This is a genomic window from Pseudomonas sp. OF001 (assembly GCF_904426495.1).
Taxonomy (GTDB): Bacteria; Pseudomonadota; Gammaproteobacteria; order Pseudomonadales; family Pseudomonadaceae; genus Geopseudomonas.
The window spans coordinates 176,524-201,391 of the sequence record NZ_CAJGBM010000012.1 but is presented as its reverse complement, the minus strand read 5'-3'; the positions used below and the strand labels follow the sequence as shown (position 1 = coordinate 201,391).

The 24,868-nt window shown below is 69.4% G+C and carries 25 protein-coding genes and 2 riboswitches; of the genes, 15 read left to right on the top strand and 10 right to left on the bottom strand.

All coding sequences use genetic code 11. From position 1 onward, the window contains the following. The first annotated feature begins 21 nt into the window (after positions 1-21). From RA210_RS09140 to RA210_RS09105, 8 genes are all read left to right on the top strand, one after another. Positions 22-402, top strand: a complete 381-nt coding sequence (locus RA210_RS09140; RefSeq protein ID WP_201486187.1) for a dihydrofolate reductase — start codon at positions 22-24, stop codon at positions 400-402. Then, positions 399-914, top strand: a complete 516-nt coding sequence (locus tag RA210_RS09135; RefSeq protein ID WP_201486186.1) for a hypothetical protein — start codon at positions 399-401, stop codon at positions 912-914. The genes RA210_RS09140 and RA210_RS09135 overlap by 4 nt, the downstream gene beginning before the upstream one ends. Before the next feature lie 206 nt (positions 915-1,120). Then, positions 1,121-1,447 (top strand): hypothetical protein, encoded by a 327-nt coding sequence (locus RA210_RS09130; protein ID WP_201486185.1) that lies wholly within the window; start codon positions 1,121-1,123, stop codon positions 1,445-1,447. Position 1,448: 1 nt separating this feature from the next. Further along, positions 1,449-2,141, top strand: coding sequence for a hypothetical protein (locus RA210_RS09125; RefSeq protein WP_201486184.1), 693 nt, complete (start codon positions 1,449-1,451; stop codon positions 2,139-2,141). Between the two features lie 145 nt (positions 2,142-2,286). Further along, positions 2,287-2,562 (top strand): hypothetical protein, encoded by a 276-nt coding sequence (locus tag RA210_RS09120; protein ID WP_201486183.1) that lies wholly within the window; start codon positions 2,287-2,289, stop codon positions 2,560-2,562. Continuing rightward, a complete protein-coding gene (locus tag RA210_RS09115; RefSeq protein ID WP_201486182.1) occupies positions 2,559-2,753 on the top strand; it encodes a hypothetical protein in 195 nt (64 codons plus the stop codon). Before RA210_RS09120 ends, RA210_RS09115 begins: the two co-directional genes overlap by 4 nt. Continuing rightward, the gene (locus RA210_RS09110) at positions 2,750-2,998 is read left to right on the top strand and encodes a hypothetical protein (RefSeq protein WP_201486181.1); all 249 of its coding nucleotides are present in this window, start codon (positions 2,750-2,752) and stop codon (positions 2,996-2,998) included. Before RA210_RS09115 ends, RA210_RS09110 begins: the two co-directional genes overlap by 4 nt. A gap of 66 nt (positions 2,999-3,064) precedes the next feature. Beyond that, positions 3,065-3,286, top strand: coding sequence for a helix-turn-helix transcriptional regulator (locus RA210_RS09105; RefSeq protein WP_201486180.1), 222 nt, complete (start codon positions 3,065-3,067; stop codon positions 3,284-3,286). On the opposite strand, the gene RA210_RS09100 is transcribed toward RA210_RS09105, so the two are convergent. The 4 genes from RA210_RS09100 to recC form a co-directional block, all read right to left on the bottom strand. Further along, on the bottom strand, positions 3,264-4,484 hold the full coding sequence (locus tag RA210_RS09100; protein WP_201486179.1) for a tyrosine-type recombinase/integrase: 1,221 nt from the start codon (positions 4,482-4,484) through the stop codon (positions 3,264-3,266). The two genes, RA210_RS09105 and RA210_RS09100, sit on opposite strands and share 23 nt — an antisense overlap. Before the next feature lie 432 nt (positions 4,485-4,916). Further along, positions 4,917-6,998 carry an exodeoxyribonuclease V subunit alpha gene (gene recD, locus RA210_RS09095; RefSeq protein ID WP_201486178.1) on the bottom strand — a complete coding sequence of 694 codons (2,082 nt, stop codon included), beginning with the start codon at positions 6,996-6,998 and terminating at the stop codon, positions 4,917-4,919. Then, complete coding sequence (gene recB / locus RA210_RS09090; RefSeq protein WP_201486177.1) at positions 6,995-10,696, bottom strand: exodeoxyribonuclease V subunit beta; 3,702 nt, start codon at positions 10,694-10,696, stop codon at positions 6,995-6,997. Before recB ends, recD begins: the two co-directional genes overlap by 4 nt. Continuing rightward, entirely contained in the window at positions 10,693-14,145 is a 3,453-nt protein-coding gene (recC, locus tag RA210_RS09085; protein ID WP_201486176.1) for an exodeoxyribonuclease V subunit gamma, read from the bottom strand. The genes recB and recC overlap by 4 nt, the downstream gene beginning before the upstream one ends. Before the next feature lie 92 nt (positions 14,146-14,237). On the opposite strand from recC, the gene RA210_RS09080 reads away from it, so the two are divergent. Continuing rightward, on the top strand, positions 14,238-14,441 hold the full coding sequence (locus RA210_RS09080) for a DUF3565 domain-containing protein (protein ID WP_201486175.1): 204 nt from the start codon (positions 14,238-14,240) through the stop codon (positions 14,439-14,441). Positions 14,442-14,532: 91 nt separating this feature from the next. On the opposite strand, the gene RA210_RS09075 is transcribed toward RA210_RS09080, so the two are convergent. After that, positions 14,533-15,252 carry a murein L,D-transpeptidase catalytic domain family protein gene (locus RA210_RS09075; RefSeq protein ID WP_201486174.1) on the bottom strand — a complete coding sequence of 240 codons (720 nt, stop codon included), beginning with the start codon at positions 15,250-15,252 and terminating at the stop codon, positions 14,533-14,535. Between the two features lie 234 nt (positions 15,253-15,486). Here RA210_RS09075 and RA210_RS09070 point away from each other — a divergent pair, with 234 nt between their 5' ends. The 4 genes from RA210_RS09070 (at position 15,487) to RA210_RS09055 (ending at position 19,687) form a co-directional block, all read left to right on the top strand. Beyond that, positions 15,487-17,094 carry a L,D-transpeptidase family protein gene (locus tag RA210_RS09070; protein ID WP_236574689.1) on the top strand — a complete coding sequence of 536 codons (1,608 nt, stop codon included), beginning with the start codon at positions 15,487-15,489 and terminating at the stop codon, positions 17,092-17,094. A gap of 60 nt (positions 17,095-17,154) precedes the next feature. After that, a complete protein-coding gene (locus RA210_RS09065; RefSeq protein ID WP_201486172.1) occupies positions 17,155-18,159 on the top strand; it encodes an adenosine deaminase in 1,005 nt (334 codons plus the stop codon). 36 nt (positions 18,160-18,195) lie between these two features. Beyond that, positions 18,196-18,759 (top strand): phosphoribosyltransferase family protein, encoded by a 564-nt coding sequence (locus tag RA210_RS09060; RefSeq protein ID WP_201486171.1) that lies wholly within the window; start codon positions 18,196-18,198, stop codon positions 18,757-18,759. 82 nt (positions 18,760-18,841) lie between these two features. After that, positions 18,842-18,940: riboswitch (glycine riboswitch) on the top strand. After that, a riboswitch (glycine riboswitch) is annotated at positions 18,941-19,042 on the top strand. A gap of 24 nt (positions 19,043-19,066) precedes the next feature. Continuing rightward, positions 19,067-19,687 (top strand): trimeric intracellular cation channel family protein, encoded by a 621-nt coding sequence (locus RA210_RS09055; protein WP_201486170.1) that lies wholly within the window; start codon positions 19,067-19,069, stop codon positions 19,685-19,687. Between the two features lie 12 nt (positions 19,688-19,699). Here RA210_RS09055 and RA210_RS09050 read toward each other — a convergent pair whose 3' ends face one another. Continuing rightward, positions 19,700-20,371 (bottom strand): phosphoribosyltransferase, encoded by a 672-nt coding sequence (locus RA210_RS09050; RefSeq protein WP_201486169.1) that lies wholly within the window; start codon positions 20,369-20,371, stop codon positions 19,700-19,702. Positions 20,372-20,630: 259 nt separating this feature from the next. Here RA210_RS09050 and RA210_RS09045 point away from each other — a divergent pair, with 259 nt between their 5' ends. Beyond that, positions 20,631-21,119, top strand: coding sequence for a BCAM0308 family protein (locus tag RA210_RS09045; protein ID WP_136488452.1), 489 nt, complete (start codon positions 20,631-20,633; stop codon positions 21,117-21,119). Between the two features lie 35 nt (positions 21,120-21,154). Here the strand turns inward: RA210_RS09045 and RA210_RS09040 are convergent, their stop codons facing one another. The 4 genes from RA210_RS09040 to ttcA form a co-directional block, all read right to left on the bottom strand. Continuing rightward, positions 21,155-21,673, bottom strand: a complete 519-nt coding sequence (locus RA210_RS09040; protein ID WP_201486168.1) for a C40 family peptidase — start codon at positions 21,671-21,673, stop codon at positions 21,155-21,157. 100 nt (positions 21,674-21,773) lie between these two features. After that, positions 21,774-22,352: a C40 family peptidase gene (locus tag RA210_RS09035; RefSeq protein WP_201486167.1), complete on the bottom strand. Its 579-nt coding sequence runs from the start codon at positions 22,350-22,352 to the stop codon at positions 21,774-21,776. A gap of 154 nt (positions 22,353-22,506) precedes the next feature. Continuing rightward, positions 22,507-23,178 (bottom strand): DNA-3-methyladenine glycosylase I, encoded by a 672-nt coding sequence (locus tag RA210_RS09030; protein ID WP_201486166.1) that lies wholly within the window; start codon positions 23,176-23,178, stop codon positions 22,507-22,509. A gap of 16 nt (positions 23,179-23,194) precedes the next feature. Next, positions 23,195-24,019, bottom strand: coding sequence for a tRNA 2-thiocytidine(32) synthetase TtcA (gene ttcA, locus RA210_RS09025; protein ID WP_136488456.1), 825 nt, complete (start codon positions 24,017-24,019; stop codon positions 23,195-23,197). Positions 24,020-24,210: 191 nt separating this feature from the next. Between ttcA and RA210_RS09020 the strand changes: the two genes are divergently transcribed. Next, positions 24,211-24,804: a DNA-J related domain-containing protein gene (locus tag RA210_RS09020; RefSeq protein WP_201486165.1), complete on the top strand. Its 594-nt coding sequence runs from the start codon at positions 24,211-24,213 to the stop codon at positions 24,802-24,804. Positions 24,805-24,868 lie beyond the last annotated feature (64 nt).

The following is a 24,868-nucleotide window of genomic DNA, read 5'->3' as shown; positions in this document are numbered from 1 at the left end:
TTTTCTATGAGGAGCGAAAACATGATCCACCTGATCTCCGCAGTAGGCCGAAGCGGGCAGCTCGGCCTGGACAACAAGCTGCCTTGGCACTGCCCCGAGGACCTGAAGTGGTTCAAGGAGATGACCATGGGCCAGGTCGTCGTGGTCGGCCACAACACCGCGCAGACCCTGCCGCCGTTGCCGGGGCGATGGATACACGTCATGGGCCGGGACCAGACCTGCCAGGAGGTGATCGAGGCATTTCCCGACCTGGACATCTGGATCATCGGCGGCGCCAAGACCTATGCCAAGTGGCTGCCCTACGTCGACCGATTCCACATCAACGTCATCGACTACGACGGCCCGGCTGACACCTGGATGCCTGCACTGTTCGCTGACCGCACCAAGGAGGCTGTGAGGTGACAGCTGAAGAACAGATCATCGCGTACTCCAAGCAGGGGTTATCGAAGGCCGCGGCGGCGGCGCTGATGGGCATGACGGAGTACAGCTTCGCCCAGGCACTGGGGGTGATGGGCTTCAAGTGGCCGCCAAGCCGCGTAGGAAGGCTTGTGATCGACGGGGTGGAGGGCACCATTGCCGACCACGCAAAGCGCCTTGGAGTGACCCGCTACGCCCTCCGGGGCCGCCTGCGCCGCACCGGCGACCACCCGGTGACTGAGCAGGTCTACACACCTGTCTCCGACGAGGAAGTGGACAAGTTCATCCAACTCCGCCTTGACGGCGTACCCGCTTGGCAGGCCGCACAGATGATCGGCCGCCCCTACAACAGCCTGCGAAAGCACGCCGCCAAGCGCCCCGGCTACAACAAGGCGCTCTCCAAGGTGAAGCGTAAGCGCCGCAGCCCAGAAGAACTCGCCAACCGCAACCAAGGGTTCCTCCCTCCCAAAGAGGAACCCGGAGATGAAGCAGCCTAAGAGTCGCGCAAACGAAACCGTCCGCCGCCTGCTCGAGTATGCGGCGGAGACCGGGTGGACCGCCTCGCACACAAGGGGTGGCCACCTGAAATTCTCACGGCCTGGTAGCAAGCCGGTCTTCTGCAGCAGCACCTGCAGCGACCACAGGGCGTTCTTGAACGCCAGGGCGGACCTGCGCCGGGCCTGACCACACAGAGGATTCAGCAATGGCACTTCGCAAAGACCGGATGTCTCCGGAGGAGATGTTGCACGAGGAGGTCGACACCCTGCTGCACGGCGAGGACGTGCCTGGCGTGCCGTTTGCCACTCACGTCAACCAGTGGGGCAGCTACGTGGAGGGCTTCGACCAGCCGGCCAACGCCCTGGTCATCGACCTGGACTCGGACGGCGGCTGTGCCCTCCTCCGGGTCATCCTGGCCCTCCGCAGTAACGACCTGGTCACAGCCAAGGCGCTGGCCAGCAAGTTTTTCGGGCCGCTCGAGGAGCTGGCCGAGAACGCCATCAAGACCCGCAGCATCGACGAGGACTTCTGACATGCCCATCCAAGTCACCCACACCTACGACCTTTACCAGTTCGACGAGCTGAGTGATCGAGCGAAGGAGGCCGCCCGGGAGTGGTATCGCCAGGCCTCGTGTCACGACGAGTGGTGGGACAGCGTCTACGAGGACGCCATCCGGATGGCCGAGATCCTCGGCATCGAGGTCGACTACCGCTACCACGACGGCCGGCAAGGACGCCCAGGCTGGAAAGAGCCGAAAATCTGGTTCAGCGGGTTCTCCTGCCAAGGTGACGGCGCCTGCTGGGAGGGTCGCTACCGCTACGCCGCCGGCGCCCTGAAGAAGCTCCAGGACGAGGCGCCGGCCTTCTACAAGGACGAGGCTGGGGTCAAGCAACCGATCCCCGGCAACGTCGAGCTGCACCGCATAGCCAAGGCCTTGCAGGACGTACAGGGGCGCTACTTCTACAAGCTCGAGGCCCGCTCGACGCACCGCGGCCACTACAACCACAGCGGCTGCATGAGCATCGAGGTAGAGCACACGGAGGACCGGTACCGCGACCTGGGGGATGCCGAAGACGAGGTCAAGGAAGCCCTGCGAGACTTCGCAGACTGGATCTACCGCCGCCTAGAGGAGGAGTACGACTGGCTCAACAGCGACGAGCAGGTTGACGAGTCGATTCGCTGCAATGAGTACACGTTCGACGAGGATGGCAACCGTGCCGACTGAGTGGAAGCCGCCACCCCTGGCCATCCGAAGTGTGCCGCACACCTTGAAGAACACCTGCGACGTCTGCGGCCGGCGCCGCGGCGGCGGGAACAAGATCAACCACAGCAAGTGCTCTGCCATCCGCAAAGCACGGGAGAATTAAGAAATGGATCTGCACAAACTGGCTGCCGCCCTCACCTTCGACACGCCGTACTCCACGGTGACCGACGAGCAGCGTCGAAAGGCCAAGGCGATCAACTACACGGCAGCTTACACCACGGGGTTCAGCCTTCACGTGACCGGTGAGCAGCTGGAGCGAGTACTCAGCCGCTATGAGATCGAGCAGTGGCTCCAGGAGGTAGGCCTGCCCCACGCCGACACCGAGTCGAAAGCGGCACTGGCAGGCCGTCTGGCGGCGTCCATCTGCCGGGGGTTCGCATGATCGAAGAAGTCACCATGTACAGGGCAAGCGACAACACTGTGCACGAGACCAGGGAGGCAGCCGAGGAGAAGGAGGCGCTCCTGACGCTGGTCTCTGAACTCGACAACTCCCTTATCTACTGGCGGGAAACCTCCCCAGAGGAGGTCGCCCACTGGCTCCTGGAAAACTACGAGATCAGGAGAAAGGTGTGAACGTCGTCTTCGACTCCAACAACCCGACCAAGCGCCCCAGGATCATCGGAGAGGGCAACGGGATGCCGCGTGTCTGGACAGTGCAGCTGAGGATCGAAGGAATCGAAGGGCTGATCACGTTCAAGTCGAAGGGCAAGGTCTATATCCGGGACCTGGCTGAGATGGTCGACGAGTACATCCTTGCCCACGTCAAGGTGCTTGGAGTCACGATCGGACGCATCCGCTGGACCGCAACAGCCAGGTGACCACTTGACACCCACACACCAACATTTATACCTTTATACAAATCCCCTTACGCCGAGACATGTGCCATGACCGAGACCACCGAGAAGTACCTGAGCACCGCCGAGCTGGCCACTCGCTACCGCCGAACCAAGCGCACCATCGAACGCTGGGTTGAAGCCAGAGGGTTCCCGAAGCCCGCGCTCGCCGGCCGCGGCTACGGCAGCCTCTGGCTCCGCACCGACGTCGAGCGGTGGGAGGCAGAGGAGATGGAGAAGATGTCAGGGGCTAGCGAAGTTCCCGACTTCTGAGATCCTCGAGCCGCTGCCACCAAGCCCGGTAGGCAGCGGCCTGCTCCTCCAGATAGAGGTGGCGGTCGTACACACCCTGCATCCCCTTCAAGCTGTGCCCCAGCATCATCTCTGCCACATGAGGCTCGGTGAGCGTCGAGAAGTTGGTCCGGGCCGTCTTTCTCAGGTCGTGCATCGACCAGTGAGCCATTTCGATGCCCATCTGCTTCTTCGCCGTCAGCATCACAGTGCCCGGCAGTCGTAGGGTGGTGCCGCGGTGCATCGCCTTGGGGGCGTCGAACTGCGTGAACAGCAGTCTGGGCGACTTCGACATGCTCATCGCCTCCTTTATTAAAGGAAGGACTTCTGGGATCAGCGGCCTAACGACACCCTTCCTCACTCGCTTTCTGGTCTTGTTCTTTTCCGCCGGGATCGTCCAGGTCATCGCCTCGAAGTCCAGGTCGGTGGTCGGGTCCATCAACCGCAGCTCCCCATTCCGACACCCGAAGAACAGGCAGAGCTTCAAGAATATCTTGAACTCAGGGGACATCCTGGAGCGGTCCACCGCCTTCCAGAACACGGTGATCTCCTCGTCACTGAGGGACCGACCTGCTTCCTCCCGCAGCGTTTGCAGGTCGACTCTGGCCGACACGTTGCCCAGAGGTTCGGTGACCATCAGCCCGCGGCGGTTCGCCCATTTGTGCAGCTGCTTCGTCTCGTAGAGCAGGCGCTCTGCGATCGCCGGCGAGCGATCCGCTACGTCCTCGATCAAAGACAGCCAGGAGTGCGTGCTGGTCTTGTCAGCAGGGAGCGAGCCCAGCACAGGGAAGACGTGGAGCTCGAAGGATCGCAGGAGCGCCTTGTGGTTTGTCTTGTTGGTGACGCAGTAGTTCTCGTACCAGTCTCTGTACAAGCTCTCGTTGGTGGCTGCCGTCGAGATTTGTACACGCTCAACCCTCCGGACAACCCGAGGGTCATGCCCCTGCTCCAGCTCCGCCTTCAGGCGCTGGTGCTCGGTGCGAGCCTCCTTGAGGGACATCCTGGGGTAGACGCCAAGGTCCAGCCTCGCCGGCGTGCCCCCGTACCGGTACCGCATCTGGAAGACGATCTTGCCTGCCGGCGACACACGGGCACTGAGCCCCTCGCCATCCGCCTTCTCGGTGGTCTTTTCGTGGGGCTTCTTGTAGTGAGCCTTCAGCCACGAATCTGTGATTGCCATGGAAATTCCTCTGTGTACAAGGGCGTCCCCGACAGCGTGCCACAGATGTGGATTTTGTACATCTGTATGTACACGGTTTTGTTGGCTGCCGACGGCAGGCTATGGACCCAGTCGTCGTCACTCTGTAACGATGCAGCCCAGTATTCATCTATGCAGGAGGGAGTTTATGTCTTTGGTCGTCGGCGCTTGTCAGAACGGTAGATCGTTCATGTACTCGACGATGCGCCGGTGCTGGTTGTCGATGACCTCGATGCCGAGCTCGAGATCGCTGGTCCACTTCATGTAGCTCATGGGGTCGTCCTTGGAGGCGGGAAATGTCCGGCATTCTGACACCCGAACCAGCTCCGAAACACAACCGGGGTCAAAAAGCCGGAAAACCGCCCATCCGACCCAGACGCTGCGCCCCGCCAGGCGGCGCAGCGTCGGCAGCGCTCAGCCGCCCAGCGCCTCCAGCAACCCGCTGCGCCGCTGCACCCGGCGCCTGACCGCCTCGTCGAACACCCCGGCGCGGCTCTCGATCAGGCTGAACCAGTGCCGGGCGCGGGTGATGCCGGTGTAGACCAGTTCCTTGGTCAGCACCGGGTTGAGAGTGTCGGGGAGGATCAGCGCGGTGTGGGCGAACTCCGAGCCCTGCGACTTGTGCACGGTCATGGCGAACACCGTCTCCACCGCGTTCAGCCGGCTGGGCAGGATGTAGCGCAGCTCGCCCGAGCCGTCGTTGCGCGGGAACACCACGCGCAGCACGTTGTGCGGCGCCTCGCCCGGGCGCTCGGCCGGCTCGGGCAGGCGCAGGGCGATGCCGATGTCGCCGTTCATCAGGCCCAGGCTGTAGTCGTTGCGGGTGACCAGCACCGGGCGGCCTTCGTACCAGCCCTGGTCGCTCTCCAGCAGGCCGCGCCGCTGCAGCGCGGCGGCGATGCGCGGATTGAGCCCCTCGACGCCCCAGGCGCCCTTGCGCACCGCACAGAGCAGCTGGAAGTCGTCGAAGGCCGCGAGCACCCGCCCGGCCCATTGCGTCCACGCCGCGGCATCGGCCGGAGTGTCGGCCGGCGGGCGGCTGCCGTGCAGCACGTTCAGGTAGTGGGCGTAGCCCTGCGGCCGGCCCTCCCCCTGGGCCGCCAGGCCGTCGAGCAGCAGGCGCTCCAGATGCGCGTCCTGCTCGCCGCGCAGGCGCAGCAGGTGCAGGTCGGGATTGCCCGCGGCGAGGATCTCCCGCGCCGCCGCCGGCTCGCGGGCGTTGACCGCGCGGGCCAGGCGGCCGATGCCCGAGCCGCCGGCGAAGCGCCGCGAGTGGCGCAGCATCACGGTGCGCTGGGCCAGCGGCCGGCGGACGGCGTCGCCCTCCTGCAGCGCCGCATCGACCAGCCGCTCGCCGCCGACCTGCTCCAGCCAGGCGCGGGTCACGGGCGCGTAGAAGCCGCCCTCGGCGTCGCGACACAGGTCGCCGAGCAGCGCGCCGGCCTCCACCGAGGCGAGCTGGTCCTTGTCGCCGAGCAGGATCAGCCGGGCGTGGCGCGGCAGCGCGTCGAGCAGGCAGGCCATCATCTCCAGGTCGATCATCGATGCCTCGTCGACCACCAGCACGTCCAGCGGCAGCGGGTTGCCGGCGTGGTGGCGGAAGTGGCGGCTGTCCGGCCGGCTGCCGAGCAGGCGGTGCAGGGTGGTGACCTCGCTGGGGATTTGCGCGCGCACGCGCTCCTCGACCGGCAGCGAGGCGACCTGCGCGCCGATGGATTCGGTGAGCCGCGCGGCGGCCTTGCCGGTGGGCGCCGCCAGGCGGATGCGCAGCGGCTGGCCGGCAGCCAGCGCCGGCTCCTGCAGCAGCGCCAGCAGGCGCACCACGGTGGTGGTCTTGCCGGTGCCGGGGCCGCCGGTGATCAGGCCGAAGCTGCCGCGCGCGGCCAGCGCGCAGGCGAGCTTCTGCCAGTCGGTCTGGCGCACGCCGTCGACCAGCAGCGGCTCGGGGAACAGCCGCGCCAGGCGCGCGGCGAGATCGTCCGGCAGCTCCGCCGTGTCGCCCAGGCGCGCAGCGAGGGCGGCAGCCACCGCCCGCTCGTAGTTCCAGTAGCGGCGCAGGTACAGGCGCTCGCCGTGCAGCACCAGCGGCGCGGCCTCGTCCGCGCCGTCGACCGCCACCAGGGCGCTGGCGCGCAGCGCCGCCTGCCAGTCGGCCAGGGTGGTGCCGGCGAGCACCTGCGACGGCAGCAGGGTCGCCCGCTCGGCGTCCTCGCCCTCGGGCGGCAGCGACAGGGCGAAATCCGGGCTGGCCAGGGTGGCGGCGAGGTCCAGGCAGACATGGCCGTGGCCGAGCTGGTGGCTGGCCAGCGCGGCGGCGAGCAGCGCCAGCGGCGGGCTGCCGCCATCCAGTTCGACAAGGAAGGCGACCAGCGCGCGGTCCAGCTCGCGCAGCCAGCCGCGCGCGCCCCATTCGTCCAGCAGCTGCAGCAGATCGGCACTGCTGCGCAGCTCCACGGCCGGCGCCACGTCCATGCCCAGGGACAGTTGTTCGTTCATGCCATCGCCTCCGTCTGCTCGGCCTTTTCACCCTTGAACAGCGCGTCCAGCGCCTCGATCAGCACCCGCGGCGGGCGGGCGTGGTGGATGCCCTGCCCCGGTGCGCGGCTGCCGCGCAGGAACAGGTAGAGCGCTCCGCCGATGTGGCGGTCGTAGTCGTAATCCGGCAGGCGCAGTTGCAGTTGCCGGTGCAGCGCCAGCAGGTAGAGCACGTACTGCAGGTCGTAGCGGTGGCCGGCCACCGCGGCCGCCATCGCCTCGGCCGTGTAGGCCGCATCGCCCTCGCCCAGCCAGTTGGACTTGTAGTCGACCACGTAGTAGCGGCCGTCGTGCTCGAAGGTCAGGTCGATGAAGCCCTTGAACATGCCGTTGAGGGTGTCGCGGGCCAGCGCCGGGCGCGCCAGGCCGGGCAGCACATGCTGCTGCACCAGGCGGTCGAGCCGCCGCACGTCCACGTTGCGCGCCTCGAACCAGAACTCCAGCTCCGGCTGGTAGCTGGCGAGCTGCGCCAGCGCCACCGCGCGCCCTTCGCCCAGGACCAGCGGGGTGTCCAGCAGGTGCCGCAGCCAGGCGGCGAGCGGCTCGATCCATTCGGGCATGCCACGCAGCTGGCAGCGCCGGGCGATCTGCTCGCGCAGTTCCGCGGGCTCGGCGGCCAGCTCGGCGAAGCCCTCGCGCCCGGCCATCTCCAGCAGGCCGTGGAGGAAGGTGCCGGGATTGGGGCCGCGCGGGAAGCGGTGCAGGCTCGGCGCGTCGCCCGTGCGCAGCGGCACGACCAGGCTCTCGCGCTCGTCGTCGGCGGCCTTCTGCGCCGCCGGGCTGTCCGGCGCGGCGTCGTCGAAGCGGCTGGTGGGCGGCGCCTCGATCTCGCCGGTGCGCAGGGCGCTGTAGGAGGCGATCCACCAGTGCTCGGCGGCCTTGCGCGCCGGCTCGCGCCAGCTCAGCCCGGCCTGCCTGGCGACCTCCGCGACGAAGCGTGCGTCGTCGGCCTCGGGCGCCGGCAGCACGGCGCTCTCCCCGGCCACCGCCAGCGGCGCCAGCCACTGCGCCAGCGCCGCACTGCCCGCCAGCGCCGCGCCGCCGCCGAGCAGGTAGCCGAGCGCCGAGCGATGCAGCCCGGAGGCCTTGCCGCGGCCGTCCTTCAGGTCGGCGACACCCAGCCAGCAGGCGTGGCGGGCACGGGTCAGCGCCACGTAGAGCAGGCGCAGCTCCTCGCCGAGGCGCTCGCGGTCGGCGCGCTCGACGGTCTCGTCATCGGGATCGAGCACCAGGCTACGCCGCTCGCCGTCGTGGACCGCCAGCGGCTTGCCGCCTTCCGCCGGGCGGAAGGCGCAGATGAACGGCAGGAACACCAGCGGATACTCGAGCCCCTTGGACTTGTGGATGGTCACCACGCGCACCAGCGCGGCGTCGCTCTCCAGGCGCAGCACCTGCTCCTCGGCGGCCTGGATCTCGCCGACCAGCAGCTCGGACAGGTGGCGGATCAGCGCCTGCTCGCCGTCCAGCTCGGCGGCGGCCTGCTGCAGCAGCTCGGCCAGGTGCAGCAGGTTGGTCAGCGCGCGCTCGCCGTCGGCGCGGGCCATCAGTCGCTGCGGCAGGGCGAAGTCGTGGAGCAGCTGGCGCAGCATGGGCAGCACGCCCTGGCGCTGCCAGCGCTGGCGGTAGCCGCGGAACTGCATGACCCGCCGCTCCCAGATGCGCTCGTCCTGGTTGAGCTGCTCCAGCTCGCCCAGCGCGAGGCCCAGGGTGCGGCTGGCCAGCGCGGCGCGCAGCGGGCGGTCGACGTCCGGCTCGGCGCAGGCGCGCAGCCACAGCAGCAGGTCGCGGGCCTCCTGGCTGGCGAACACCGAGTCCTTGTCGGACAGGTAGACGCTGCGCACGCCGCGCCGGTACAACTGGTCGCGGATCGCCTCGGCCTCCTTGCGGTCGCGCACCAGCACGGCGATGTCGCTGGGCGCGAGGGCGTCGAAACCGTCCGCCTTGGCGAAGCCGGCCTGGCCCTGCTGGCCGAGGCTCAGCAGGCGGACGATCTCGCTGGCTGCGCGCGCGGCCATCTCGGCGCGATAGGTGGTGGCGGACAGCGGCTCGTCGCCGGCCAACTGCCAGAGGGTCAGCGCCGGCGGCGTCTGCCCCGCCACCTGCCAGACTTCCTTGCGGCCGCTGGCGCGCACCGCATGGAAGGGCAGCGGATTGCCGTCCGTGCCGCCAGCCTCGCGGAACAGGAAGGCGCCGCGGCCCTCCGCGCGCCGCTCGGCCAGCGCGAACACCCGGTTGACCGCGGCCACCATCGCCTGGCTGGAACGGAAGTTGGTGTCCAGGTCGGCGTGGCGCCCGGCGGTCGCGGAGCGCGCGCGCAGGTAGGTGTGGATGTCGGCGCCGCGGAAGGCGTAGATCGCCTGCTTGGGATCGCCGATCAGGAACAGTCCGGTGGCCTGATCGTCGCTCTCGACGCGGTAGATGGCATCGAAGATGCGGTACTGCAGCGGGTCGGTGTCCTGGAATTCGTCGATCAGCGCCACCGGAAACTGCTTGCGGATCACCCCGGCCAGCCGCACACCGTTGTCGCCCTGCAGGGCGGCGTCGAGGCGGGCGAGCATGTCGTCGAAGCCCATCTCGGCGCGGCGGCGCTTCTCCTGGTCGAAGCGCCGGCCGATCCAGGCGGCGGCGTGGCGCAGCGCCGGCTCGGCCGGATCGGCGAGCGCCTGCAGGCGCTGCTCGAGGGTCTCCATGTCCTGCAGGGCCTCGCGCACCGCCGCGCTCAGCGTGAGTTCGACACCCTTCTTGCAGGCATCGCGCAGGCCGTCGAGCTTGAAGCGCTTGAAGTGGTCGTCCTTGAACGACAGCTCGCCATCCCCCTCGCACCAGGCGCGGAGCATCGCCAGGCGCGGCTCGAAAGTCTTGGCGCCGAGCTTGGTGCCGTTGAACTGACCGGCCGCACTGGCCTCGCGATAGAACGTCTCAAGCTCGCAGATCCAGCCCTGCCACGGCTGCCTGATGCGCTCCAGCCCGGCCTGCCGGGCAGCCAGCGCTGCCTCGAGCAGCGCGCCCAGCGTCTCCGCCGGCGCGGCGGCCGCCTCGCCCAGCAGCGGGCGCAGCCTGCCGAGCAGCGTATCCGGATGCTGCCAGTGGTTCATCACCCAGCCCAGCGCCGCGCCGTCCAGCGGGTAGCACTGCTGGCGCCAGTAGTCGCGCACCACCTCGGCCATCAGCTCGCCGTGGTCGGTCTCCAGGGTCTGGGTGAACAGGCTGCCGCTGTCGAAGGCGTGCTCGCGCAGCATGCGCTGGCACCAGCCGTGGATGGTGGAGACCGCGGCCTCGTCCATCCACTGTGCGGCGATGTCCAGCCGGCGGGCGCAGGCCGGCCACTGCCCGGGCGGAAAATCGCCGCGCAGCTGCTGCAGCAGGTCGTCGCCCGCCTCCTCCGCGCGGAACACCCGGGCGGCCTGCACCAGCCGGGCGCGGATGCGCTCGCGCAGCTCGCGGGTGGCGGCGTCGGTGAAGGTCACCACGAGGATTTCCGGCGGCAGCAGTTCGCGGCCGAAGCCGGTTTCGCCCTCGCCGTGGCCGAGCACCAGGCGCAGGTACAGGGCGGAGATGGTGAAGGTCTTGCCGGTGCCGGCACTGGCCTCGATCAGCCGGCTGCCGCGCAACGGGAAACGCAGCGCCAGCGGGCGCTGGTCGTGGGTGATCGGGCTCATGCGTCGGCCCCCTCCTTGAGTTCTTCGATTTCCGCCTGCAGCAGCGCCTGGTAGAGGTCCTGGCTCCAGGCCTGGAAGTCGCCGTCGGCGGTGAGCGCGGCGAAGTCCGGGTACTGGCGCGCCAGGCTGGCGCTCTTCTCGACCTCGCCGGTGCGCTGGTAGCCACCCTCGTAGGTTTCGCAGGCCGCCCTGGCCGCCTTCTCCTCGTCCCCGGCCGACAGCCAGGCGATGGCGGTATCCAGCGCCACCGGCAGCGGCGCATTCAGGCCGGCCGCGTAGCCTTCCAGCCAGCCGCGCAGGATGCCCCGGGCCCGCTCGGGCTCGACGGGGGCCAGCCGCAGGCTGAGATCCTCGCCGACCAGCAGGCTGGTCAGGCGCAGCCCGCAGGCCGCCGCGGCGACGTGCGCGACCCAGGCGCCGAGCAGACGCCGCCACTTCAGCGCCTTGCCCTTCTTGTCCTTCAGCGCCCCCGGCTGCTGCTCGATGCGCGCCAGCTCGCCGTCCGCGCCGCGCGTGCGCAGGCCGCCGAGCCAGCCGTCCAGCTCGACGCCGGCATGCTCGAACTGCAGCGCCCTGGGCGACTGCAGCCGCTCGGGCCACAGGGCGCACAGCGCCCGATAGCGCTGCACCTGCGCCGGCAGCGGCGCCAGCACCTGCTCGCGCAGGCGCTCGCCGAAGCCGGCCAGCGGCAGCTGGCCGCTGCGCTGCAGGCGCAGGGCGGTGGCCTGCAGCGCCGGCTCGACCTGCCCGGCGCCCTCCTCCAGCGCCAGGCTGGCGGCGCCGAGCAACGTCTGGCGCAGCTGGTACAGCTGCAGGCCGTCGAGGCCGAAGGGTTCCTCGTCGAGCTGCGCCCTGGCCTCCTCGTCGAGATGCACCTTGAGGCGCTGGGTGAAGAAGTGCCTGACCGGGTCGCGCAGGAAGCCCTGCAGGGTTTCCAGGCCGAGCGGCGCGTCGGCCTGGAACGGCGGCAGCGCCTGCCCCGCCGCCTCCGTGCCGGCCGGGCGATGCAGCGCGGCCCACTCGCGGGCGTAGCTGAACAGCGCCGGGTCGGCCTCGGCGAAGTAGTCGCGGCTGAACGGCTGCAGCGGATGCACGGTGGTCAGCGCGCCCAGCAGGTCGCCGTCGCCGGCCAGCGTCCAGCCGCTGGCCAGATGGTCGCGCAGCTGGCCGACCAGCACCGAGGCCGGGCGCTCGCTGTTGTCGCGGATGCTGCGCCCCACCCAGCTGACGTACAGCTGCTCGCGGGCGGCGAGCAGCGCCTCCAGCAGCAGGTAGCGGTCGTCCTCGCGGCGCGAGCGATCGCCGGGGCGGTAGTCGCCGGCCATCAGGTCGAAGTCCAGCGGCGTGGCGCTGCGCGGGTAGTCGCCGTCCTGCATGCCGAGCAGGCAGACCAGGCGGAACGGGATGGCGCGCATCGGCATCAGGGTGCAGAAGTTCACCGCGCCGGCCAGGAAGCGCTGGCTGAGGCGGCCCTGGTCCAGCGCGCCGAGCCAGGCCTCGCGCGCCACGCCGAGCGGCAGCGGCTCTATCAGCCCGACGCCGGCGCACAGCGCCAGCCAGTCGTCCAGCGCCTCGCCCAGTTGGCCGAGCAGGGTCTCGTCGCGCTCGCTCTGCGCGCAGAAGAAGTCCGCGAGCAGGCCGCGCAGGGTCTCGCCCCACTGCTGCGCCGCGGCCGGCTTGGCCAGCCGCCGATGCAGGGCGTCGATGGCGTCGAGCAGGGCGACCAGCGGGCCGATCAGCGCGGCGTCCAGGCCGCCGATCTCGTCATAGGGCTCGATGCCGGCATAGGCCGCACCGCGCCCCACGGCGTAGCCGAGCAGCATGCGGCGCAGGCCGAAGCGCCAGGTGTTCTGCTCCAGGCCTTCCGGCAGGCCGAGCGCGGCGCGGCGCTCGGCGTCCAGCCCCCAGCGGATGCCGGCGCCCTCGATCCAGCGGTGCAGGGTCGGCAGCTCGCCCTCGTCGATGCCGAAACGCGCGCGCAGCGCCGGCACGTCGAGCAGGTCGAGCACCTCGCTGACGGTCAGTCGCCCCTCCGGCAGTTTCAGCAGGTGTTCGACGGCGATCAGCAGCGGCTCGCAGCCGCGCTGGCCCTGGTCGGCCAGGGTGAAGGGAATCCAGCGCGGATCGTCCTGGGCGTACTGGCCGAACACCGCCTGGATGTGCGGCGCGTAGGCGTTGACGTCGGGGACCATGACGATGATCTCGCGCGGGCGCAGGGTCGGGTCGGCGGAGAAGCGCGCCAGCAACTGGTCGTGGAGGATCTCCACCTCGCGCTGCGCGCTGTGGGCGATGTGGAAACGCAGCGAGCGGTCCCGGGCCGGATCGAGCGGCGGCCAGGCGGCGCGGGTTTCGCCAAGGGTGCGCAGCTCGAGGATGTCGTCCTGCAACTGGCCGAGCAGGTGGCCGGTGTCGCCCGGCGCGAACAGGTCGACCCGCTGCCCCAGCGCGGCGAAGCGCTCGCGGTAGTGCTCGGGGTCGTCGTGCATGTCGAGCAGGTTGATGTAGTCGCGGCCCTGCTTGCCCCAGGCGGCCAGCAGCGGGTGGGCGTGCTGGTGCAGCTCGTCGGCGGACAGCCCCGCCGCCATGCCGGCCTTACGCGCATGGCGGCGGTACTGGTGGCGCAGCAGGTCCTGGTCGGGAACGATGTCGCCCCAGTGGTGCCGGCAGGGGTTGTGCACGCAGAGCAGCACCTGGCTGAAGCGCGCCAGCGCTGCCAGCGCCTCGAGGGTCTGCGCCGGCAGCGAGGAGATGCCGAACACGACCACCCGCCGCGGCAGGCCGCGCGGCCGCCGCTCGACGCTGCGCAGGCGCTCGACGAAGCGCGGATGCACCCCGGCGCGGCTTTCCGCCAGTTGCTCGTCACCGACGTCGGCGAGCAGCGCGCGCCACAGCGCCGGCTGCCAGAGCGCCGCCTCGTCCAGCCCCTTCATGCCGCCGCGCGAGGTGCGCAACCGGTCGCGGCCGGCGGCCCAGTCGGCCAGCCAGTCGGCGCGGTACACCTGGTACTGGTCGAACAGGTCGGCCAGGCGCTCGGCCAGTTGGTAGCGCTTGCGCAGGTCGCCGTCGTCCTCGAGGAAGCGGCGCAGCGGGGCGAAGACCTCGCCATCCAGCAGGCCGGGCAGCAGACGCATCAGCCGCCAGGTCATCGGCGCCTTGTCCAGCGGCGACTCGCGCGGAATGGCGTCGCCGCCGAGCACCGCGCGGTAGCTCTGCCAGAGGAAGCGCGCCGGCAGCTCGACCTGCACGGCGGCGGCGATGCCGCAGCCCTGCTGCTCGGCCAGCGCCAGCTTCAGCCACTGGGCGATGCCGTTGCTCTGCACCAGCACCACCTCGTTCTCCAGCGGCGCCAGCGGATAACGCTGCATCCACGCCACCGCCAGCTCGCGCAGCTCCTCCAGGCGGTTGCCGTGCACCACCATCAGCCCCGGCGTCAGCTCGTTGTCCTGCATGTCCTGCTCCCTCGACCGACAGAACGCGCATTGTGCCACCGGGGTGCGACAAAGGGTGTCGCGGGGGAATGGCCGGCTGCTAACCTGCCGCGATGAAACAGCCCATCACCGGTTATCACCGCGACGAAGAAGGCCACTGGGTCGCCGAACTGGCCTGCGGCCACAACCAGCACGTGCGCCACGACCCGCCATGGGTCAACCGGCCGTGGGTGACCACGCCCGAGGGGCGGGCGCGGATGCTGGGTCACGAGCTGCAGTGCAGGAAATGCGCCGAGGGGGCAGCGGCGGACCGCTGACCGCCGGAAATGATGACGGGTCGCTGAGGATCCCCCCGACGCCAAGGCTGCGTGCGGGCTGGCTGCAGCGGGAGGCCCGCCCGCAGCCCGATCAGCTCTCCGAATCCTTGCCGGCGGCGAGGATGGCCGCCACCCGCTGCGGTTTGCAGTTGAGGTAGGCGGAGGAGCGCAGCCACTGGCGGTCGGGGTACCAGGAAAACATGAACTGGCCGCCCTTGAGGCTGTCTACCACCATGCGCGCCACTTCCGGGCGCACCGCCGGGCAGCCGTGGCTGCGGCCGATGCGGCCGTGGCGGCTGATCCAGCGCGGGTCGACGTAGTCGGCCGGATGGATGACGATGGCGCGCTCGCGGGCGCGGTCGTTGATGCCGGGTTCCAGGCCGTCCATGCGCAGCGAGTAGCCGTGCTGGCCGTGGTAGGTTTCCGCGGTGCGGAACAGGCCGATGCTCGACTGGTGGCTGCCCTCGGTGTTGGAGAAGCGGGTGGCGAAGTTCTCGCCGGAGCCCTGACCATGGGCGACCAGCTCGCGCAGCAGAAGGGTCTTGCGCTTGAGATCGAATACCCACAGGCGCCGCTCCGTCGAGGGCCGCGAGAAGTCGATGACGGCCAGGCGGTCGGCCGGTTCGGAGCCGTTGTTGATCGCGCACTGCATGGCTGCCAGGGCATGGCGCAGAACTTTCTTGTTCAGGGTAGGCGCCGCCTTCGCCAGGCTCTGCTCCAGCGACGGAGCGCTGGCGGTGCTGGCCATCAGTGGCGTCGAGAAAGCCGCAACCGCTGCGGCCAGCCAGAGCGAACGAATCAGCCTGGTCATGGAAAAGGTGTCCTCTGTCTGCATGGCACGCCGCAACGACGCCGGCCAGCCCACGCTGCCTGCCGTCGTGACGGTCTGCCGATCCGTGACGCCCTGTCGTCGATTCTGCCGTCCTGCCTATGATCCGGCGCGCACAAACGGCGTTCTGCCATGCCGCTGCCCGGAAAGTCGGGCATTCTAGCAAGCAAACGTAGGTCTGGAGTCGAGCGCTTGTCTAAAAAACATACACCGTGGTTGGCAATCCTGCTGCTCGCCAGCCCATTTTCTTTTGCCGCCACTGCGCCGGAGCCGGCGGGCGGGACGCTGCGCCATGCCCTCGAGCAGCCGCAGCCGACGCTGGCCTGCGCCGCGCCGGCAGTCCACCTGACCGGGACGGAGCGCGCGGCCCTGCTCGAGTTCTATCGCCAGCACGCCTTCGCCCCCGTCTGGCAGGCCGGCGCCCGGCTGGCCAGCCTGCTGGAGCAGCTCGAACAGCTGAGCGACGACGGCCTGTCCCCCGACGACTACCAGGTGGCCACGCTGCGCCGCCTGGGGCAGCAGGCCAATGGCCAGGCGGCGCATGCCGACTGCGCCGACCTGCTGGCCAGCCATGCCTACCTGCAGGCGCTGCGGCACCTCGCCTGGGGCAAGCTCGACCGCGCCAGCGTGGAGCCGCTGTGGCACTCGCCGCAGGTCCAGCCCCCGCCGCGCCCGACGCTGCCGACGCCCCAGGCCGCCACGGGCCTCGACGACCTGCCGGCGACCTTCACCCAGGCCCGCCCGCAGCTGCCCGCCTACGCCAACCTGCGCCGCGCCTGGGCCGAGCTGCGCCGCCAGCCGCTGCCGGACTGGGAGACCGTTCCCGCCGGCCCGCTGCTGCGCCCCGGGCGCAGCGATCCGCGCGTGCCACTGCTGGAGCGCCGCCTTGCGACCGCGGGCTACCTGGGCGAAACGGCCGCCAGCACCCGCCGCGCCGACGCCAGCGGCGAGCGCTACGACCCGCTGCTGGTGGATGCGCTGGAGGCCTTCCAGCGCCGCCACCAGCTGCAGCCCGATGGCGTGCTCGGCCCGGCGACCCTGGCCGAACTGAACGTCAGCCCCGCCGCCCGCCGCGACCAGGTGCGGGTCAACCTCGAGCGCCTGCGCTGGCTGGCCCGCGAAATGGAGCCGACCATGGTGGTGGTGGATGTCGCTGGCGCGCGGATCGCCTTCCAGCGCAACGGCGAGGAGGTCTGGCAGGCGCGCACCCAGGTCGGTCGCCCCGAGCGCGCCACGCCGCTGCTCAAGTCGCGCATCAGCCACCTGACCCTCAACCCGACCTGGACGGTGCCGCCGACCATCATGCGCGAGGACAAGCTGCCGGAAATCCGCCGCGACATCGGCTTCCTCGATACCCACCAGCTGCGCGTGCTGGACTACCAGGGCAACACCCTCGACCCCCACCAGGTCGACTGGAACGATCCCCGCGGCATCCTGCTGCGCCAGGAGGCCGGCCCGAAGAATCCGCTGGGACGGGTCGCCATCCGTTTCCCCAACCCGTTTTCCGTGTACCTGCACGACACCCCCAGCCAGCACCTCTTCGACAAGCTGCCGCGGGTGTTCAGCTCCGGCTGCGTGCGGGTCGAGCAGGTCGTGCGCCTGCTCGACTACCTGCTGGAAGACGCCAGCCCGGCCCAGCGCGCGCGCTTCGAGGAACAGCTGGCCAGCGGGCGCACGCGCGACTTCGGACTGCCGCAGCCGGTGCCCATCCTGCTCGCCTACTGGACGGCCGAGGCCGACCGCGACGGCCGCCTGCGCTTCCGCCCGGACATGTACCAGCACGACGCACGCATCCTCGCGGCCCTGGACTCTGTCCGTCCGTGATTGGCAGGGCCGGGCGCCCCGGCTATGTTTCGATAAACCAACCGCTCTCCCGGAGCACTCATGGATCTCGAGACCTACCTGCGCGCCCTGCCCAAGGCCGAACTGCACCTGCACATCGAGGGCACCCTGGAGCCGGAGCTGATGTTCGCCCTGGCCGCACGCAACGGCGTCGCCCTGCCCTGGGCCAGCGTCGAGGAAACCCGCGCCGCCTACGCCTTCAGCGACCTGCAGAGCTTCCTCGACCTCTACTACGCCGGCGCCGCCGCGCTGCTCCACGAACAGGACTTCCACGACCTGGCGATGGCCTACTTCGAGCGCGCCGCCGCCGACGGCGTGGTGCACGCCGAACTGTTCTTCGACCCGCAGACCCACACCGCCCGCGGGGTGCCCTTCGCCACCGTGCTGGACGGCCTGGAACGCGCCTGCCGCGAGGCGCAGAGTCGCTACGAGATCAGTTCGCGACTGATCCTCTGCTTCCTGCGCCACCTCAGCGAGGAGGACGGCTTCGCCACCCTGGAGCAGGCGCTGCCGCACCTGTCGCGCATCCACGGCGTCGGCCTCGACTCCTCCGAGCGCGGCCATCCGCCGAGCAAGTTCGCCCGCCTGTTCGAGCGCTGCCGCGAGCTGGGCCTGCACGTCGTCGCCCACGCCGGCGAGGAAGGCCCGCCGGCCTACATCGTCGAGGCGCTGGATATTCTCCGGGTGGAGCGCATCGACCACGGCGTGCGCGCCGCCGAGGACCCGGCGCTGCTCGAGCGCCTGGCCCGCGACCAGGTGCCGCTGACCGTCTGCCCGCTGTCCAACGTCAGGCTGTGCGTGTTCCCGCGCCTGGCCGACCACAACCTGAAGGCGCTGCTCGACGCCGGTCTCAAGGTGACGATCAACTCCGACGATCCGGCCTACTTCGGCGGCTACGTGCTGGAGAACTACCGGCAGACCGCCGAGGCGCTCGGACTGAGCCGCGACCAACTCCGGCGCATCGCCCGCCACAGCCTGGAGGCCGCCTTCGTCGACGATGCCGAGCGCGCCCCCTGGCTGGCACGGCTGGAGGCGCTGGACGCCTGAGCTAGGCTGTAGCGAGTCAACTCCGGAGAGCCGACCATGGACAGCAAACCTGCCGGCGAACGCTTCCGCCTGTACTCGGCACCGCAGCTGGAAGCGGTGATCGACGCCATGGCGCGCCAGGCGGCAGCGCTGTTTCAGCCCAGCCAGGAGGTCGCGCTGGTCGGCATCCTGCGTCGCGGCGAGCCGCTGGCCGCGCGCCTGCAACAGGCGCTGGTGGCGCGCGGCCTGCCGCGCTGGCCGCTGTATCCGCTGCACCTGAAGCGCTACGCCGACGACCTCAGCCTGCTGCACCCGGAAACCGCGCTGACCGAGAACCCCGACCTGGCCGCCCTGGACCTGGCCCGCACCCGCCTGCTGCTGGTCGACGACGTGCTCTACGAGGGTCACTCGCTGCTGCGCGCCTGCGCCTGGCTGGCCCGGCTGGGCGCTGCGGAGGTGCGTTCGGCGGTGCTGGTGGACCGCTGCGTCAGCCGCCAGCCGGTGCGCGCCGACATCACCGGCCTGCGCCTGCAGGTGGCGCCGACCGACATCATCGAGTGCAACGTGCCGCCCTACGAGAAGGAGTTCTGCATCGAGGTGCTGCGCCGGGCGCTGAACTGACGCGTCGCCCGGCCCCACCGTCGGGCCGGCGCAGCGCATTCGCCCGTCCCGGCTGGCAAGTTGCCGGCCGCGCCGTATAATGCGGCGCTTCGCAGGAGAGTGAGCGTTGCGGTCACCCCGAACGCTCCGCCGAAGGCGCAAACTCCCATAATCGCTCAGGCCCAGGAACTGCGAAGATCCGATCACGCCAACTGGAGAGAGGTTGCTGCGGGCAACCCACCGAAGGGGCAAAGCGGCCGAACGGCCGCGAAAACTCTCAGGTACAGAGGACAGAGGGAGAGGCGATCCAGACTCGAGGAGTCCTCCCGTGATGCTCACCTATATCTACATCATCGCCATCACCGCCGAAGCGATGTCCGGCGCTCTGGCTGCCGGACGGCGCAACATGGACATGTTCGGCGTGGCGCTGATCGCCTTCATCACCGCCCTCGGCGGCGGCACCGTGCGCGACATGCTGCTGGGCAACTTCCCGGTCGGCTGGACCCAGCACCCGCCCTACATCTACCTGACCATCGGCGCCGGGCTGTTCACCATGCTGGTCGCCCGCTTCATGCACCATCTGCACAAGGTGTTCCTGGTCCTCGACGCCATGGGCCTGATCGCCTTCACCGTGATCGGCTGCAACGTGGCCCTGAAGCTGGAGTACTCGACCCCGGTGGTGATCATGGCCGGCATGATCACCGGCATCTTCGGCGGCATCCTGCGCGACATCCTCTGCCAGCGCGTGCCGGTGGTGCTGCGCCACGAGCTGTACGCCAGCGTGTCGATGCTGGTGGCCATGCTCTACCTGCTGCTGGAGCGGCTGGGCGTCAACCACGACCTGACCCTGCTGGCCTCCTTCGGCTTCGGCCTGGCCCTGCGCCTGGCCGCCATCCGCTGGTCGTGGTCGCTGCCGGTGTTCTCCTACCAGCCCGGCCGCTGGGAATAGGCCGGCGCGGCGCTACGGCGTCCGGCTCCAGGCCTGGCGCAGCAGCTCCTGCACCTCGCCATCGCTGGTCTGGCCGAAGTCGCGGTACCACTCGCCGATCGACGACAGCCAGTCCGGCACCAGCGCGCAGACCACCTCGTCGACCAGCGGCTCGAGCATGGCGAGGGCCTCGGTGGAGGCCACCGGCGCCACCAGCACGATGCGCGCCGGCGTCTGCTGGCGTACCGCCTGCACCGCCGCGCGCATGGTCGAGCCGGTGGCCAGGCCATCGTCGACCAGCAGCACCACCCTGCCCCCGAGTTTAGGCTGCGGACGCTCGCCGCGGTACAGGCGGTCGCGCCGCTCCAGCTCCCGGCGCTCGCGCGCCGTCACCGCCTCCAGGGCGTGCTCGTCGACCCGGCTGTAGCGCAGCGCCTCCGCGTTGAGCACGCGCACCCCGCCGCTGGCGATGGCGCCCATGGCGTACTCCTCGTGACCGGGCATGCCGAGCTTGCGCACCAGCAGCAGGTCGAGCGGCAACCCCAGCTCGCGGGCGATCTCCCAGGCCACCGGCACGCCGCCGCGCGGCAGGGCCAGGACGATGGCGTCCGGCTGGCCGCGGTAGCGCTCCAGCAGCCGGGCCAGGGCCCTGCCGGCCGCCACCCGGTCGGGGATGGGTACTTCGATCTGCGCCTTGTGCTTCATCGCCGTCTCCCGGCGGCGGCATGGAAGCGCCGCCTCGTCCTGCAAGCCTATACCGGGCGACGGCACCCGCAAGGCAGGCTCGTCTGAGGACGAATCGCTATCTCGAGCCACCTGCCAACAGCAAAAGCAACTAAGGCTGCCACCGACGGCTTGGCCATAATGGATCTGTCCGCCGGTGAGCCTTCCAGACTGGGACGGACACGCGTCCGGCGCAGGCAGGCTGCGGCCGGCAGAAGAATTCTTTCAGCGGGAGTCGGTGATGGACAAGCATCAGCAGGGCCACAAAGAAAAGCTGAACCAGCCTCAGCACCATGATCGCGACACGGCCCACCAGCATCCGGCCGGCGCCGCCCACTGCGCGGGCTGCGGCGCCTACTACAACGCCGGACGCTGGTCGTGGCAGCGCGAGGCCGGCAGCCAGCCGGAGAGCGTCACCTGCCCGGCCTGCCGACGCATCGCCGAGAACGATGCTGCCGGCAACGTCAACCTGTCGGGAGCCTTCCTGCGGGGACATCGCGAGGAAATCGTCAACCTGATCCGCAACACCGAGGAGATGGAGCGCAAGGAGCATGCCCTGGAGCGCCTGATCGGGATCAGCGAGGAAGGCGGCAAGCTGGTGGTCGGCACCACCGGTACGCACCTGGCCAACCGCATCGGCCATGCCCTGCAGGCCGCCTACGACGGCACGGTGAGCTACACCTACACGAACAACGAGACCCATCTGGACGTGAACTGGGAGCGCGACTGAGCCCCGGCAGCCGCGGCAGGGAGCGCCGCGGGCGCTCAGGGATTGCGCGCCAGGCGGGCCCCGCCCAGCACGCGGCGCGCATCGAGGTAGCTCTTCTGCCAGTAGCCGTTGCTCAGGCTGTCGAGGCGCACCGTGCCGCCCGTGCTGGGCGCATGCACGAAACGGCCCTCGCCCACGTAGATGCCGGCATGACTGACCCGGCCGCCACCGCTGGTGGCGAAGAACACCAGATCGCCGGAGCGCAGCTGCTGGCGAGGCACCCTCGGCACGCGCAGGGCGCTCATCTCGCGGGTCGTGCGCGGCAACTGCAACCCCGCCGCATCCCGATAGACATAGCCGATCAGGCCACTGCAGTCGAAACCGCCCTCGGGAGTGTTGCCGCCCCAGCGATAGGGGGTGCCGACCAGGCCGATGGCGCGGATCAGCACGTCCTCCGCCTCGGCGGAAACCGGGGGAAGCGACGAGCCGGCAGACGGGGGAAGCGGCGCCTGCGAGGAACAGGCCGCAAGCAGGAGGACAACGGCGAGACCGGCCAGACGGCTCGACACGGACATGATCGGCGGATCCTTGCGAAATTCCTTTTGACCCTAGACGGCTGGCCGCGGACTGCGCAAGCGGGAACGCAGTCCGGGTGCCGGCAACCTCAGCGCACGATCACTCGTCGATGACGCGCTTGGCCATCAGGTAACGGCTGTTCCAGTAGTCGCTGGACAGCTTGTCCACCCGCACGCCACCGCTGCGGGTGCTGGAGGAGTGGATGAACTCGCCGTCGCCGATGTAGATGCCGGCATGGTTCACCCGCCCGCGGTTGGCGAAGAAGATCAGGTCGCCGGGCTGCAAGTCGTGGCGAGCCACCTTGGGTGCCGGCATCTTGATCATCTCGCGGGTCGAGCGCGGCAGCTTGATGCCGGCTTCCTCGCGGAACAGGTAGCCGATGAAGCCGCTGCAGTCGAAACCAGTGGAAGTCGAGGTGCCGCCGAAACGGTACGGGGTACCGATCAGCGAGAAGCCACGCACCAGCAGGTTGCTGAGAGCCGGCAGTTCGTAGGGCTTGTCGTCGAGCAGCTGCTCTTCGATGCTGCTCTCTTGCGCCTTGGCGGCGGCTTCGGCATCCAGCTCGAAGGACAGGCTGTGCGAGCTGGCATCGAGGCTGTGCTGCTGCGAGGTGCTGGCACAGGCGGTCAGCAGGAGGGCCAGGGTGATTGGCACGAGGGGTGCGAAGCGCTTGAGCATGGGCACGACCGTGTCGCTGAAAATTGATGATGCGCGACTATGCCGTCTATCGACCCCATTTGCAAATTTTATCGAGCAGAATGTGACTTCCTCTGCTACTTGCGCCGTCTGCGCGACCCACTGCCGCACCCCTGCGACAAAAAACTGAAGCTTTTCAGTGATTTACCGTGAAAGCCAGCATCATCGACAGCTGGCACAACGGCCGCCCGCTCTGCGTCTGCCAGGCGTTGAAGGCGGCCTGCACGGCGGCCAGATCGCGCTGGCTGCTCGGCGCCCTGTCGACGATGCCCTGGGCCCTGAGCGCGGCGACCACGTCGTCGCTGGGGATGAAGGTGTCCTTGCCGGCCATGCGCAGGAAGCGCGGCGCGGACAGGCCGCCGAGCTGGCTGCCACGCTTGCCCAGCTGCCGCCACAGGCCGACGATGTCATCGACCGGCCAGTCGGCCAGCCAGGCGCCGAAGCTGCCGTGTTCGCGGGCGATGTCGAGGACGAACTGGGCGTTGCGCGGCACGCTGCCGAGCTTGGCCAGGTGGCGGATCAGCCGTTGGTCCTGCATCAGCCGCTCGAGGTGCTCGGCACCCATCAGCACTACCTTGTGCGGATCGAAGCCGAAGAACGCCTCCTCGAAGGCCGGCCACCTGGCGTCCACCACGCTGTGCTTGAGGCCGGCGCGGAACACCCGCAGGCTGAGCAGCGACAGGTAGCGGTCGTCGCCGAGGCCACGCAGCTCGTCCGCGCTTTTCGGCAGAGGCAGGCGCGCCTCCAGCTCGGCCGCCGAGCCGAAGCGGTTCAGGCAGTACTCGTGCAGCCACTGGTAGTCGCGCATGGCCGGCCGCTCCGGGTCAGAGGCTCATCACGTCGATGAAGCGCGGCGTGGCGTCGTCGTCGATCTTCAGGCTCTGGAAATCGAACAGGTTGCGATCGGCCAGCTGCGAGGGCACCACGTTCTGCAGGGCGCGGAACATGATCTCGGTGCGCCCCGGTGACTTGCGCTCCCACTCATGGAGCATCTCCTTGACCACCTGGCGCTGCAGGTTCTCCTGCGAGCCGCACAGGTTGCACGGGATGATCGGGAACTCCTTGAGCTGGGCGTAGGCCTCGATGTCCGCCTCGCTGCAGTAGGCCAGCGGGCGGATCACCACGTTGCGGCCGTCGTCGGAGAGCAGCTTGGGCGGCATGGCCTTGAGGGTGCCACCGTAGAACATGTTGAGGAAGAAGGTCTCGAGGATGTCGTCGCGGTGGTGGCCGAGGGCCATCTTGGTCGCGCCGATCTGGTCGGCGAAGGTGTACAGGGTGCCGCGACGCAGGCGCGAGCACAGCGAGCAGGTGGTCTTGCCCTCGGGGATCTTCTCCTTGACCACCGAGTAGGTGTCCTTCTCGATGATGTGGTACTCGACGCCGATCGACTTCAGGTACTCGGGCAGCACGTGCTCGGGGAAGCCCGGCTGCTTCTGGTCCATGTTCACCGCCACGATCTCGAACTTGATCGGCGCGACCTTCTGCAGATACAGCAGCACGTCGAGCATGGTGTAGCTGTCCTTGCCGCCGGACAGGCAGACCATGACCTTGTCGCCGTCCTCGATCATGTTGAAGTCGGTGACGGCTTCGCCGGCCAGGCGACGCAGGCGTTTCTGCAGCTTGTTCTGGTTGACCGAAAGGGTGCCCATGGTGGTGTGGAATCCGGTGTTCTACGAAAAGGGAGTGCGAAAGGGGAATGCGAAAACCAGCCATTTTACGCACAAACGCCCGCGCACCCCAGCCCCCTCGGCGCCGGCGGTCGCCGCCGCGGCCTGCGAGGCCGGTCACGTCCCGCGCAGGCGCGCCGTGGCGGCGCCCGGACGCATGCTAGGCTGCCCGCATGAACACTTCCTTCGATCCCGCCCTCGAGCTGATGGAGCAGCTGCTCGACCTGCTGCGCCAGGTGCCGGACGGCCTCAGCGAGCACCAGCTGATCCGCCGCCTGCGGGCGCAGCACTGCACCCACATCCCGCAGCTGCCGCTGGCCGACAAGCTGGTGCTGTACCGCACCCACTTCGTGCTGTTCAACGCCCTGTACCGCCTGCGCGACCGCCTGTGGCAGGAGCGCTGCGCGCATCTGGAGATCAGCCCGCTGCTGATCCGCCTGCTGCCCTGGCAGGAAGGCGTGCAGGGACTGACCGGGCACGACCCGCTGCGCAGCTACTACCTCGACGAGGCGCACCTGCGCGACACCACCGAGCGCGACGTCGAGCGCCTGCTGCAGAGTTTCTGGACCCGCATGCACGGCGGCGAGGAACGCCAGGCGGCACTGGAGCTGTTCGACCTCGACGCCCGCGCCGACTACGCCGCCATCCGCCTGCGCTACCGCCAACTGGTCAGTCAGCACCATCCCGACCGGGGCGGCAGCACCGCCCGCCTGCAGTCGATCAACCAGGCCATGGAAATTCTCGAGCGCTATTACAGCCCCCGCTGAGAGGCGAAATCGCTCTATCCTCCCCGGCCGCCGCCCGCGGATGCGCGCCTATACTGCGTCATAA